This is a genomic window from Maribacter sp. MS6 (genome assembly GCF_056839185.1).
Window position 1 is genome coordinate 3,286,121 of sequence record NZ_CM166389.1, and the last position, 13,951, is coordinate 3,300,071.

Consider the following 13,951-nt stretch of genomic DNA (forward strand, 5'->3'; position numbering starts at 1 on the left):
CCAATACAATCTCCGTCCTTTTTGTACAAGCTAAGTACAAGTCTTTATTAAGGGAAAAGGATAGTTTAGGTCTATCCTTTGTTCATGTTGCGCTTTAGTTGTGCTAAGGTCATAAAACACCTATTGGATTTAGGGGTAGAAGTATAACCTTATTAAACGAAAATCTTATGAAAACTAGTGAACAATTATTGGCAATGCCAATTTTAAAGTATTTCTTATTAGCCATGCTGATCTTTACTTTTTCCTGTAGCGATGATGACACGGTGCAGGTTCCTGAAGAAGAAGAGGAAATAGAGATTCCCGAAGAAATTCCTGAGGAAACCGTAGACCCTCCAATAACCTATTCGGTAAGTGAACTAACCCAGGGGGCGGCTCTTAAAGGAGCAAATGGCGTGGATATTGGGCCAGACGGTAATCTTTATATTGGTAGTGTTCTTGGTTTGGAGATTGCCGTGATGGATAAAGAGAATGGAACAATAAGTGAGCGTTTAGGATCGGAAACGCAGGTCATAGGAGCAGATGATGTTGTTTTTGGGCCAGATGGGTCCCTTTATTGGACCGATATCTTGGTAGGTGAAGTAGGTCGTAAAGAACCCGATGGGACCGTTACCAAACAGTTTGTTGCACCAGGGGTTAACCCTATTGCGTTCTCGGATGATGGGCGACTATTTGTAGGGTTATGTTTTTTGGGGGATGGCTTATATGAACTAGACCCAAATCTTGAGGAACTTCCACGACCTATTATCGTAGCCACAGAGGCCAATCCATTTCCGCTGGGGTTCTTTAATTCATTTGACTTCGGTCCTGACGGGCGCTTGTACGGCCCCTCGTTTGCGGGTGGGCTTGTGATAAGCGTAGATGTGGATAGAACCGGTGATCCTACATCCGACCCTTTTGCCGATGGATCAGCCCAGATACTAGCCACAGGATTTGTAAATCCTGCAGCTGTAAAATTTGATCCAGAGGGGATGCTTACCGTGCTAGATCAAACCGGAGAGGTATTTAAGATAGATCCTATGACCGGAGCCTCAACATTGTTCACCACTCTAGATCCTGGTCTCGACAATATGGTCTTCGATACAGATGGAAGCTTATACATGACCAATAATGACCAAGGCTGGGTGGGCGAATTGCTTCCCAATGGAGAACTACGTACTATTAGCCCAGGTGGAATCATTTCTCCGCAAGGCTTAGCTTTTTTAGACGGAGCCGACAATGTTGATAAACTATATGTGGCGGATCATTATTACGTTAGACAGCTCAACGCTACCAACGGGGACCAAGAAAATAATAATAAAGGCTATTTGATACCGCCAAATCCTCCTCAGCCAGCCTTGGTAGTGTCGATGAATCTTTCCGCGGATGGCACTAACCTCATAGTTTGCTCATGGTTCGATGCTAGGGTTCAAGTTTTTAATCCTCAAACAAATGAAATAGTAGAAAATTATCCCATGGGCGCCCCTGTAGATGCGGTAAGGGTACAAGAGGATATTGCTGTTTCGGATGTTGGACTTGGAGGCGTGGTCTGGGCAAGTGATAATGCAATGATACTTCCTATAGACAATGCAACCGTATTTGCCCCTGGCGGTTTGACCACCGATGGGGAAACCCTTTGGGTGGCTGATTGGTTCACGGGTATTGTATGGCAGATTGGTTTTGAAGGCAAAACGCCTATGGCGCCGGTTGAAGTTGCTAGTGGCCTAATTAATCCAGAAGGATTGGCCTTAGATATAGATGGCGCTTTGATTGTTGCCGAAACGGGTGCAGCTCGTCTTTCTCGCATTGATTTAGTAACAGGTGAGAAGACGGTAATTGCCGAGGGACTTGAGTTTGGTGGCCCTGGTCTTGAGGGTACACCTCCCACTTTTTTCTTTGATAGTGTTACTGTTAGCCTATCCGGTGCCATATATGTGACTGGGGGTGGAGCAAATATTATTTACCGCATAACAAAAGATTAAAGATGCAAAGGTAGTTTTGTCCAACTAGATAATGGATATTGAGTTAGCTAAAAACCATTTCAGGGTGAACAACCTTTGGAATGGTTTTTTAGTATCTTCTTATCATGGCTAGGTTTTTCGTTATCCCGACCAGTACTGCTAAATAGCATCAATTGTGTATTTTAGCTAACATTATTCTGTAAAGTGTACCGCCATGCCAAAACAATCCTATTTTCTAGTCTTTTCCATACTGCTACTTGTTTTGCAGTCTTCCTGCAAAGAAGAAAAACAGACCGAGCCCAAGGAGCCAAAACCACCCAACATCATTTACATCTTGGCCGATGATTTGGGATATGGCGATATATCCAGTTATAATCCAGCAGGAAAAATCAAAACCCCTCATATAGATAAACTGGCCGCTCAAGGTATGCGCTTTACAGATGCCCATAGTCCATCCGCGGTTTGTACGCCCACTCGTTACGGAATTCTTACGGGACGCTACAGTTGGCGTAGTCCCTTGAAAACAGGTGTTGTTACAGGAAAATCGAAGGCATTGATTCCGGAAAGCAGAAGCACGGTAGCATCTTTATTAAAAAAGTCAGGCTATCATACGGCGTTTATTGGAAAATGGCATTTGGGCTGGGACTGGGCGGAAAAGGATACGGCCAATTTTGGAGGAGAAGGCTGGAATCCGGAGGATTTTGACAATCTTGATTTTACCAAAAATATCAGCCGTTCACCTAACGGACTTGGTTTTGACTATGCATACGGGCTCTCCGGATCACTGGATATGGCGCCTTATGTTTACGTGGAAAATGGACAAATCACGGCACTAGTAGACACGGTAACGGTAGATAATGGAAAATATACGTGGTGGCGAAAAGGCCCTACGGCTTCGGATTTTGTACATGAAGACGTTACACCCAATTTTTTTAAAAGATCTATGGACTATATTAAGGAGCGATCACAACAGGATGCCCCTTTCTTTTTATATCTGGCATTACCTTCGCCGCACACCCCTATCCTTCCCACACCGGAATGGCAGGGAAAGAGTGGCATAAATTACTATGCGGATTTTATGATGCAGATAGATCACTATGTGGGGCAATTGGTTCAGAAGTTAGATGATGAAGGACTAACAGATGAAACCCTTATCGTTTTCACAAGTGATAATGGCCCATCTCCAGAGTCCGATTTTGAAATTTTAGCGCAACATGCCCATGATTCTAGGGCCGGCTTTCGCGGCCACAAGGCAGATATCTACGAGGGTGGTCACCGTATTCCCTTTATTGTAAAATGGCCGACCCGCGTATCATCTAATAGTATTTCCCATGCTACGATTTCTCTTACTGATTTTATGGCTACTTGTGCGGATGTAATCAACGTCGATATTAAAGAAACAGAGGCAGAAGATAGTTTTTCTTTACTACCCTTGCTACATCCCAACGACACTACTTCTTACAAGCGCCAAGCTACAGTTCATCATTCGGTAAACGGCAATTTTGCGATACGGAAAGGAAAGTATAAACTAATTTTCGTTCCTGGTTCCGGCGGATGGAGTTATCCTGCTCCAGGTAAAGACGATACTACCAATATGCCAAAATTTCAGTTATATGATTTAGAAATGGATGCTTCGGAAAAGAAAAATTTGGTTTCGGAGTATCCTAAAGTTGTAGAAGAACTAACGGAATTGATGGTATCGTATATTGAAAACGGCAGAAGCACACCGGGGCTGCCACAACAGAACGAACTCTTGCATTTAAATGGAGACCAATGGCATCAAATCGATGCTTTTATGAAAGAGTAGTTTTGTTCTAAAACTAAAATTATCCACGCTTATATGAAGTATTCGGTTCAAATATTTTTGCTTTTTTCAACTCTATTTTTGTGTGTTTCCTGTTCTCAGGTGGCGCCACCAGAACCTATTGGACCAATTCCCTCAGAGCGACAATTGGCCTGGCAGGAATTGGGCTATTATGCTTTCATCCATTTCAATATGAACACTTTTACGAACATGGAATGGGGTACGGGAGGGGAACGTCCAGAGCAGTTTGATCCTACGGAAATGGACGTGCGCCAATGGGCAAAAGTGATTAGGGATGCAGGCATGAAAGGAGTTATTATTACGGCAAAACATCACGATGGATTTTGCTTGTGGCCAACCAAAACCACCGAACATTCCGTGAAAAATTCACCTTGGAAAAACGGATCTGGCGACGTACTAAAAGAGTTATCGGAAGCCTGTGCGGAGTTTGGACTGAAATTCGGGGTCTACTTGTCTCCTTGGGATAGAAATGCCGCAAATTATGGAACAACAGAATATGTAGTCGATTTTCACGAACAGCTCCGCGAACTCTTGACCAATTATGGGGAGATATATGAAGTGTGGTTCGATGGTGCAAATGGTGGCTCTGGATATTACGGAGGTGCCAATGAAACCCGTAAAATAGATAGTAAAACCTATTATCAATGGGATAGGGTCACAGAAATAGTTCGTGATTTACAACCCAATGCTGTTATTTTTAGTGACGGCGGTCCGGATATTCGTTGGGTAGGAACTGAAGAAGGATTTGCAAATGAGACCAATTGGAGCATTATGCGGCGCGACGAGATTTATCCGGGATGGCCTAGATATGTAGAGCTGCGTTCTGGACATGAAGATGGAACGCATTGGCTGCCCGCTGAGGTGAATACCTCCATAAGGCCAGGGTGGTACTATCATCCTAGAGAGGACCATCAAGTAAAATCGCTAACTAGGTTGGTGGACACCTATTATGAGTCGGTTGGTAGGAATGGTAATTTTTTATTGAACCTTCCGGTAGATGCTAGAGGTTTAGTCCATGAAAATGATAAAAGGCAATTAATGCGCTTAAGAAAACAAATCGATGGCGACTTTGCCAAAGAACTGGCTAGTAGTTCCGAGGTTTCTGCAAGTAATGTACGTGGGAGTAGTGCTACCTATGGAGCGCAAAACACTATAGATGGAAATAGTGACACCTATTGGACTACGGATGACAATGTTACTACTGCAAAGGTTACAATGAAATTTTCCCAGCCTACCGAAATAAACCGTGTTGTCTTACAGGAATATATTGCCTTGGGACAGCGGGTCAAACGATTTTCTATAGCTGCTAAAATAGGGGAAGAGTGGGTTCCTATAGATACACAGACCACTATCGGGTATAAACGCATTCTTCGCTTCAAGACGGTAAAGGCAACAGCCTTGAGGTTGGATATTGAAGCAGCTAAAGGACCGCCTCTTATTTCTAACTTAGAAATATACCGAGCGCCAAATTTATTGGTAGAACCTATCATTAAAAGAGACAGAGCGGGCATGGTGAGTATTTCCGTTCCAGAAACGGCCGTTGAGGTATACTATAGTTTAGATGGAAGTGTGCCGACCAAATATTCTCAAAAATATCAAGCACCGTTTATCGTGCAGGCACCGACGAACTTAAACGCAATTGCTTATGACCCTGAAAGCGATACGATAAGCGAAACGGTAAGCAGGCGTTTTGATACTCCCAAGGCCGCTTGGAAGGTGGTATCGGTCAGTTCGGGAACTATGGAGGCCATACAGAATGTAATGGACGACGATCCGAATACGGTTTGGGCTACGGACAATAAGACACCAGGCCCACAGGAAATTAGTATAGATCTTGGAGCGGTGTATTCTGTGAACGGATTTACCTATTGGCCAAATCAAGAACGCTACCCTTTTGGTATTGTGACCGACTATTCCTTTTACACAAGTAATAACGGAATACAGTGGAATTTGGTAGCCGAGGGGGAGTTTTCAAATGTAATCAACAGTAGGTTGGAACAGGAAGTCAGATTTACTGAGACTAAAGCAAGATATATCAAGCTAAAAGCTATAAAAACTGCCGGTAAAGACCCAAGGGCATCTTTTGCCGAAATCGGTGTATTAACGAAAGGATAAACAGACTTAATGCATCACAGATGTTTTCACTGATTGTAACATGATTTTTGATGTATCGTAAACTTCATAGTTATAATGTGAGGATTGGTAAATAAAAAATGCCCTAAGAAAACGTGGCATTAATTAGAAAGTTAGGCTAGTTTTTAATTTAGTTTTTTACTAGTAATCTAACTGCTGTTTTTTCATCGCCCTACGGTAATTCATGGCCACGGCATCAAACTTAAGATGTAGCTCTTCAGTAAAGTCAAATGGAACCTGTTCTGGGCGTTGAGACTCCACAATGCGTTTATCTTGATCAAAGATGACCTTTTCAAAGTCCTGAAGTACGGAATCCGGTTCATCTAAATTGTAGTTCCGACCTATGATACAATAACCACGGCATTTGTTATGAGATATAGGCTGAGAAACGAAAAAGTAGACCATGCCTTTTTCTCCACCCCATCCCAATCGTAGTACTATACTATAGGGGAGATGAAGTTCATAACGACTTTGGCGCTCCGGTTTTACTACATCATCATTCGCGAATATGGGAAAATCATCGGTATTTGCTGCCTCTGGCCGTACTACGGAATAATGCAATACGGCGTCTTTTACAGTGACTTTACACTCCGGTACCTTGGGTCTTTCAGGGTCGCCCAATAGCCCTGGATGTACCCATGGAAAATGACCAAAATCCGTAAAATTTTCAACTTGCCTAGAGCTATCGCTTTTCCAATCAAAAGGTCCGGTGTTGACCAGTTTCCATTCTGTATTCTCGTATTCTGGGATATCCGGAAGATTGTAAACGGGCTCCGTAAAGGAGACCCAAACCAGACCAAACTTTTCTTGGCAGTTGTAGGTTGGTGTTTTTGCCTTTGCAGGAATTTCAGCCTCCGGGGCTTGTGGAATCAGTACACAATCCCCTTTCTTGTTAAACTGCCATGCATGGTAAGGGCAAACCAGACAATCGTCTTTTATCCAGCCCAAGGAAAGTGCTGTTCCACGGTGAATGCAGACGTCCCGCATTGCGTGAACCTTTCCATCGGCAGTACGCCAAACTACTACCGCCTCATCCAATAAAATGGTGCCGTAGGGTTTGTCTGCGGTAATCTCATGGCTATAACCCACGGGGTGCCAACAGCCAAACAGTTTTTCGGGAAAGATATGATGTTGTTTTTCCATTAGAATGTTGTTTACATGAACGGGTGTTCATGTAAATATATACATTTAGCTATGCAGAAACAGCTTATTGACTTTATTCAAAATGGCATCATATTAAAATAATAGTCGATTCATGCTTTTTATAAAAGTTCAATCCCTTTTCCCTATATTAGCTACATGCTCTCCAAGAAAACAAAATATGGACTTAAGGCCTTGGCTTATTTAGGAGTTCAAAAGGATAAAAAACCGGTGCAAATAGCAGAAATTGCAGAGCAAGAGAATATTTCGCAGAAATTTTTAGAAAGTATCTTACTCTCCCTTAGGAAAACAGGATTTTTAGGTTCTAAAAAGGGAAAAGGTGGCGGCTATTACCTGATAAAAAAGCCAGAAGATATTTTAATGACTGATGTGATGCGTGTTTTGGAGGGTCCCATTTCTATGGTACCTTGTGTTAGTTTAAATTTCTATGAAACCTGTGAGGATTGTCCAAACGAGAATGAATGTGCTGTCCATAAGCTAATGCTTAAGGTTAGGGATGCTAATTTAGCGGTGTACCGTAACAATTCATTAGCCGACTTACTTTCCTAGTTTATTCGAATTAACTGTTTAGTATATTCTCAGTTAACTACATCATTTATTATTAATCTATTAAATCTATAGGTTAATTATAAATTAATACAATCCATATGCTTTTAAAGTCAATATAAATTCTATTTTTGTTATCCTATTAAATTAGTAGGGTAATAAGAGAGATAGAAAAAGTATGATTGTAGATCAATTAGTTCTTGATAGGAATAATATAAAAACCAAGTATGAATCCGATAAGAAATCGGAGCGTCCTATTCGTAGTGTGGCAAAGGCAGTCAGCTGGCGTATTATTGGTACGCTAGATACGCTATTAATTTCATATTTGCTTACCGGTGAGGTTGTTGTTGCGGCATCGATCGCGTCCATAGATTTTGTAACAAAGATGTTTTTATATTTTTTTCACGAGCGTTTGTGGAATAGAGTTAATTGGGGTAAGTAAGAATTCGGTATGAAATATACACATGAGGAAATAACTAAGTTAAACATTCAATTTAAAGGAATACCGCCGGTAGAAATTATTTCTTGGGCGGTTGAACGGTCAAAGAATGTCATAGTTACAACCAACTTCAGGCCTTATGAAGTGGCTATTTTATATGCAGTATCTCAAGTTAAATACGATATACCTGTGGTTTGGTGTGATACAGGGTACAATACCCCTGATACGTATAAACATGCAGCCGCACTTATTGGAAGATTAGGTTTGAATATAGATTTATATGTACCCAAGCAAACAACGGCGCATAGGGATGCGGTTATGGGAATACCTCAAATTGATGATGATAGGCACGCTTTATTTACGGAGCAAGTGAAATTAGAGCCTTTTGGAAGGGCAATGGTTGCCCACAAACCAGATGTTTGGTTTACAAATCTTAGAAAAGGGCAGACGGCGCACAGAGATAGCTTAAATATTCTGAGTTTAAGTAAGGATGGAGTGCTAAAAGTAAGTCCATTTTACCATTGGAGCGATACACATTTAGATGCTTATTTGAAAGAGCGGAATTTACCTAACGAACATAGGTATTTTGACCCAACAAAGGTCTTGGAGAATAGGGAATGTGGTTTACATACTTAACTGAAGTAAGAAAAGAGACATATGGAAATTAGTAGTATAGAATTAGCGTTGTCACAGAAACCTGAGGCAGCATTGTTAAATGACACTTCGCAAATTAATGCACTTGAAAACGAGTCTATTTATATTTTTCGTGAAGTAGCGGCGCAGTTTGAAAAGCCGGTACTCTTATTTTCTGGAGGTAAGGATTCGATTACGCTAGTGCGGTTGGCACAAAAGGCGTTTTGGCCGGCGAAAATTCCCTTTCCTCTAATGCATATTGATACAGGGCATAATTTCCCCGAAACTATTGAATTCCGTGATAAATTAGTCGCAGAATTAGGATTGGAACTCATTATTAGAAATGTTCAGGATTCTATAGAACAAGGAAAGGTAAAAGAGGAGTCTGGCAGGTATTCAAGTCGAAATTCTTTGCAGACGACAACGCTTTTGGATGCAATCGAGGAGTTTAAGTTCGATGCCTGTATTGGTGGTGCGCGCAGGGATGAAGAAAAAGCGCGGGCTAAGGAACGTATTTTTTCGGTACGGGATGACTTCGGACAGTGGGATGAACGTAATCAACGTCCAGAATTATTTGATATGCTGAACGGACAGATAGAACTAGGGCAGAACGTAAGGGTATTTCCTATTTCTAATTGGACAGAATTAGATGTTTGGTCCTACATAAAAGAAGAAGAGATGGAAATTCCTTCTATCTATTTTGCACATAAAAGAAAAATATTCTTGCGAGACGGATTAATATGGTCACATTCAGATTATGTGTATCAGGAAGAGGATGAGGAAGTGTTAGAGGAAATGGTTCGTTTTAGAACGGTGGGCGATATGAGCTGCACAGCTGCGGTATATTCAGAAGCGACAGATATTGATGCTGTTGTTCAGGAAATTAGAAATTCAACTATTTCTGAAAGAGGCGCACGTATAGATGACATGCGCTCAGAAGCAGCCATGGAAAGAAGAAAACAACAAGGATATTTCTAGTAAGGGAGACATGATACTAGTTTTAACTAATACAAAATCTCTTACTTATTACTAAAATTATGGAAGTACTTAAAATTGCAACAGCAGGAAGCGTAGACGATGGTAAAAGCACCTTAATCGGTAGGCTCCTATACGATACTAAATCCTTAACAACTGATAAGTTACAGGCTATTGAAAAGACAAGCAAGCAAAAGGGTTATGATTACCTTGATTTCTCGTTGGCTACAGATGGTTTGGTGGCAGAAAGAGAACAGGGCATAACTATTGATGTTGCCCATATTTATTTCTCGACTCAGAAAAAAAGCTATATCATCGCAGATACCCCTGGGCATGTAGAATATACACGTAACATGGTAACCGGTGCGTCTACATCACAAGCTGCCATTATTTTGATAGACGCTAGAAAAGGAGTAATAGAGCAAACAAATCGGCATTTTTTTATAAATAATTTGCTCAGAATAAAAGAAGTGGTTGTGGCTGTCAATAAGATGGATCTCGTAGATTTTTCTGAGCAGCGGTATAATGAGATAAAGGCAGATTTTCAAGAGTTAATGGGTAAACGGGATTACGAAGATCAGCGAATTACTTTTATTCCCGTAAGTGCTTTAAAAGGGGATAACGTGGTGCATAAATCTGAACATACAGCGTGGTATGACGGAGATACTTTATTAGAACATTTAGAGGGGTTAGATTTAGAAGCAGTATCCAATATGGGAACACCAAGGTTTCCAGTGCAATATGTTATTAGACCTAAAACTGATGATTTTCACGATTTTAGAGGATTTGCCGGTAAGGTTTATGGTGGTGAATTAAGTGTGGGAGATACGGTTGTAGCTTTACCATCTCAAACAAAATCTAAAATTAAGGACATTTATTTTTATGATAAGAAGTATAAGAAAGCCTCAAGAAGATCATCGGTTACGATTACACTGGAAGATGAAATTAATGTTAGTAGGGGAGATATGTTGGTCAAGGTGGATGATTTACCATCTATAGACAAACAATTTACGGCAACGGTTTCATGGATGGATTCTCAAAAACTTACCGCTGGCAACAAATATATCGTACAACATGGTGTCAATAAAGTACTAGCTAAGGTATTTAGTATTGATTATAAAATAGCACCAGATTACTCTGGAATAGACACAGAAACGTTATCATTAGGAATGAATGATATAGCTCAGGTTAGTTTTAGATTAAACAAGCCAATTTTCTATGATAAATTTAAAAATCATAGAACTAACGGGTCATTTATCCTGATAGACACCCGAACTAATAGTACGGTAGGAGCAGGATTCATTAATTAAGAGTACCTAAATTTATCCTTGATGATGGATAGTATTAAACTATTCATTTTTATAAATCCTATTTGCCCTATAGGCAATATATTGAATAAAATTTGACGTCTGAAATCTAGCGTTTAACGACTAAATGATATGCAAAGCTTTAGAACAGAAATAGAAAACCCAGTTGTAGAAAAGGATATTTTGGAACTGGAAAGAAAGATTCATGAGTTCCATGACGGAAAATTGGATGAGGAAAAATTTAGAAGTCTTCGTTTAGCTCGTGGGGTTTATGGTCAGCGACAGCAGGGCGTTCAAATGATACGAATAAAATTGCCCTATGGGAAGGTTTCGTCAAAGCAGTTAAAACGTATTTGTGATGTTTCTGACGAATATTCTACTGGCCGTTTGCATATTACCACCCGACAGGATATTCAAATTCATTACGTGGATTTAAATCGTACACCCGCTTTATGGGCAGAGTTAGAAAAGGATGAGATAACACTTAGAGAAGCTTGTGGGAACGCTGTTCGTAATGTTACCGCCAGTGAAACTGCCGGTATAGATAAAGACGAACCATTCGATGTTTCTCCATACGCGGATGCCTTATTTCGATATTTTTTAAGGAATCCAATCAGCCAAGAAATGGGACGAAAGTTTAAGGTTTCCTTTTCTGCTAGTGATGCTGACACTGGTTTGTCTTATATGCATGATTTAGGTTTTATAGCAAAAATAAAAGAAGGGGTAAAAGGTTTTAAAGTGCTACTTGGTGGTGGCTTAGGGTCGCAACCTAGACATGCAGATGTGCTTTTTGATTTTTTAGCTGCGGATAAGATTATTCCTTTAATGGATGGCGTTATCCGTGTTTTTGATAGATATGGCGAGCGAAAAAGTAGAGCTAAGGCACGCTTGAAATTTTTGTTGAAGGATGTAGGTTTAGATGGATTTAAAAAACTATTGAAAGAAGAACAAAAGGCAGTTCCTATCAGTTCATTTTATATTGATGCACTCGCCTACCCTAAAATAGTTTTGGCAGAAACCACAGTTCCAAATGTAAAGATTGCGAATGTTGAAGCTTATGAAAAATGGAAGTCCACCAATATTATATATCAAAAACAGCAAGGTTTTGTAGCCGTTGGTATTAAGGTGCTTCTTGGGGATTTCTATACGGATAAGGCGCGTTTACTGGCAGACTTGGTGCAGCACTATGCGGCAGGTGAAATCCGTTTATCACTGCGTCAGAATATTTTAATTCCGTATGTAAAAGAGGAATTGGTTCCGTTTTTCTATACTGAATTAGAAAAGCTAGGCTTTGTAGAAGCGGGTTATAATAAAGCTTTGGACATTACTGCGTGCCCTGGAACGGACACTTGTAATTTAGGAATTGCAAGTAGCACCGGAATCGCTGTAGAGTTAGAAAGAATCATTAAGGAAGAGTATCCACAGTACATAAGTAATGCGGATATCGTTATCAAGATAAGTGGTTGTATGAATGCTTGCGGCCAACATAATATGGCCAATATAGGATTTCAGGGTATGTCCATAAGAACCAAGGATAAATTGGTAGCTCCGGCCCTACAGGTATTATTAGGTGGGGGTAATGTTGGAAATGGAGAAGGGCGATTTGCAGATAAGGTTGTAAAAGTGCCTAGTAAAAGAGGTCCAGAAGCATTACGACTCATTCTAGACGATTTTGATACGAATGGAAATGACTCCTCGTATGCAGATTATTATCAGGAAAAAGGTCAGATGTATTTTTATGATTTTCTAAAGCCACTAACAGATATCGAAAATCTTACGCAACAAGATTTTATCGATTGGGGAAATTCTGAACGTTATGAAAAAGCAATTGGAGTAGGGGAATGTGCAGGTGTTGTTATTGACTTAATAGCAACATTACTATTTGAAAGCGAGGAAAAAATTCAAAATGCGGAAGAAGCATTTAAAGAAGGAAAATGGGCAGCAAGTATTTATCACGCCTATTCTAGTATGGTGAACTCTGCTAAAGCATTGCTTACCGCAGAAAAAACCAAAGTAAACACCCATAATAGTATCATCGCAGATTTTGACGAAAAATTTGTAGCAACAGGTAGGTTTTCCATAACAGGAGGGTTTAGCGGTTTGGTACTACAATTAAATAAAAATGAACCATCAGAAGAATTTGCAAAACGTTATTTGACAGGTGCAAAATCATTTTTGAATCAGGTGGAGAATTTCAGAAAATTAGAATTAGCAAATGCTTAGAAAAGGAAAATTAACCGTTGTAGGTGCTGGCCCTGGAGATGCAGAATTAATAACATTGAAAGCAATAAAGGCTCTGGAAGGAGCAGCTGTTGTTTTGTATGATGCTTTGGTGAATGTTGATCTTTTATGCTATGCCTCAAATGCTGAGAAGATTTTCGTAGGTAAAAGAAAAGGATGCTATGCCTATCAACAAGAGCAGATAAATGATTTAATAGTGAGTAGGGCTAACTCTCATGGTCATGTTGTTAGATTAAAAGGGGGAGACCCTTTTGTTTTTGGCAGAGGAGCTGAGGAAATGGAATTTGCTGCTGAAAGAGGGATCGATGTTGCAGTTGTACCAGGTATTTCCTCTTCTTTATCGGTGCCTGCAAATCAGCATATACCAGTGACAAAAAGAGGGTCTTCTGAAAGTTTTTGGGTAATTACAGGAACTACAAAAGAGCATAAACTATCTACCGATATCGCTTTAGCTGCAAAATCAAGTGCTACAATTGTCATTCTAATGGGAATGTCAAAATTATCAGAGATTGTAGCGCTATTTGAGGCAGAAGGCAAATCAGAATTACCTGTTGCCATTATTCAGGATGGTACTACAGAACGAGAAAAAATAGGAACAGGAACAGTCGACACAATAGAAACAATAGTTCAGCAGCAACAGTTAACGAATCCTGCGATTATTGTTATAGGCGAAGTTGTAAAGCATAGAGAAACTATTACTGAATTAATTGGGCAGGCTAATGAGTTAGAGACTTTCGTAATTTAATTAGCTTTT

The 13,951-nt window shown here is 40.2% G+C and carries 11 protein-coding genes; 10 read left to right on the forward strand and 1 reads right to left on the reverse strand.

All coding sequences use genetic code 11. From position 1 onward, the window contains the following. Window positions 1-167 precede the first annotated feature (167 nt). The 3 genes from MS6x_RS14365 to MS6x_RS14375 all read left to right on the forward strand — a co-directional run bounded on the left by MS6x_RS14365 (window position 168) and on the right by MS6x_RS14375 (window position 5,877). Entirely contained in the window at window positions 168-1,958 is a 1,791-nt protein-coding gene (locus MS6x_RS14365) for a hypothetical protein (protein ID WP_482603157.1), read from the forward strand. A gap of 193 nt (window positions 1,959-2,151) precedes the next feature. After that, window positions 2,152-3,744 carry a sulfatase family protein gene (locus MS6x_RS14370; protein WP_482603158.1) on the forward strand — a complete coding sequence of 531 codons (1,593 nt, stop codon included), beginning with the start codon at window positions 2,152-2,154 and terminating at the stop codon, window positions 3,742-3,744. Window positions 3,745-3,777: 33 nt separating this feature from the next. Continuing rightward, window positions 3,778-5,877, forward strand: a complete 2,100-nt coding sequence (locus MS6x_RS14375) for an alpha-L-fucosidase (RefSeq protein WP_482603159.1) — start codon at window positions 3,778-3,780, stop codon at window positions 5,875-5,877. Between the two features lie 159 nt (window positions 5,878-6,036). Here MS6x_RS14375 and MS6x_RS14380 read toward each other — a convergent pair whose 3' ends face one another. Next, entirely contained in the window at window positions 6,037-7,038 is a 1,002-nt protein-coding gene (locus MS6x_RS14380) for a Rieske 2Fe-2S domain-containing protein (protein WP_482603160.1), read from the reverse strand. 156 nt (window positions 7,039-7,194) lie between these two features. On the opposite strand from MS6x_RS14380, the gene MS6x_RS14385 reads away from it, so the two are divergent. The 7 genes from MS6x_RS14385 to cobA all read left to right on the forward strand — a co-directional run bounded on the left by MS6x_RS14385 (window position 7,195) and on the right by cobA (window position 13,942). Beyond that, window positions 7,195-7,605 carry an RrF2 family transcriptional regulator gene (locus MS6x_RS14385; RefSeq protein ID WP_482603161.1) on the forward strand — a complete coding sequence of 137 codons (411 nt, stop codon included), beginning with the start codon at window positions 7,195-7,197 and terminating at the stop codon, window positions 7,603-7,605. A 175-nt stretch (window positions 7,606-7,780) separates the two neighbouring features. Continuing rightward, window positions 7,781-8,044 (forward strand): DUF2061 domain-containing protein, encoded by a 264-nt coding sequence (locus tag MS6x_RS14390; RefSeq protein WP_482603162.1) that lies wholly within the window; start codon window positions 7,781-7,783, stop codon window positions 8,042-8,044. A gap of 9 nt (window positions 8,045-8,053) precedes the next feature. Next, window positions 8,054-8,677, forward strand: coding sequence for a phosphoadenosine phosphosulfate reductase domain-containing protein (locus MS6x_RS14395; protein WP_482603163.1), 624 nt, complete (start codon window positions 8,054-8,056; stop codon window positions 8,675-8,677). A gap of 21 nt (window positions 8,678-8,698) precedes the next feature. Continuing rightward, window positions 8,699-9,652, forward strand: a complete 954-nt coding sequence (gene cysD / locus MS6x_RS14400; protein ID WP_482603164.1) for a sulfate adenylyltransferase subunit CysD — start codon at window positions 8,699-8,701, stop codon at window positions 9,650-9,652. 59 nt (window positions 9,653-9,711) lie between these two features. Beyond that, window positions 9,712-10,959 (forward strand): sulfate adenylyltransferase subunit 1, encoded by a 1,248-nt coding sequence (locus MS6x_RS14405; protein WP_482603165.1) that lies wholly within the window; start codon window positions 9,712-9,714, stop codon window positions 10,957-10,959. 129 nt (window positions 10,960-11,088) lie between these two features. Continuing rightward, the gene (locus MS6x_RS14410; protein ID WP_482603166.1) at window positions 11,089-13,179 is read left to right on the forward strand and encodes a HEPN domain-containing protein; all 2,091 of its coding nucleotides are present in this window, start codon (window positions 11,089-11,091) and stop codon (window positions 13,177-13,179) included. Then, window positions 13,172-13,942 carry a uroporphyrinogen-III C-methyltransferase gene (cobA, locus tag MS6x_RS14415; protein WP_482603167.1) on the forward strand — a complete coding sequence of 257 codons (771 nt, stop codon included), beginning with the start codon at window positions 13,172-13,174 and terminating at the stop codon, window positions 13,940-13,942. The genes MS6x_RS14410 and cobA overlap by 8 nt, the downstream gene beginning before the upstream one ends. The last annotated feature ends 9 nt before the right edge of the window (window positions 13,943-13,951 follow it).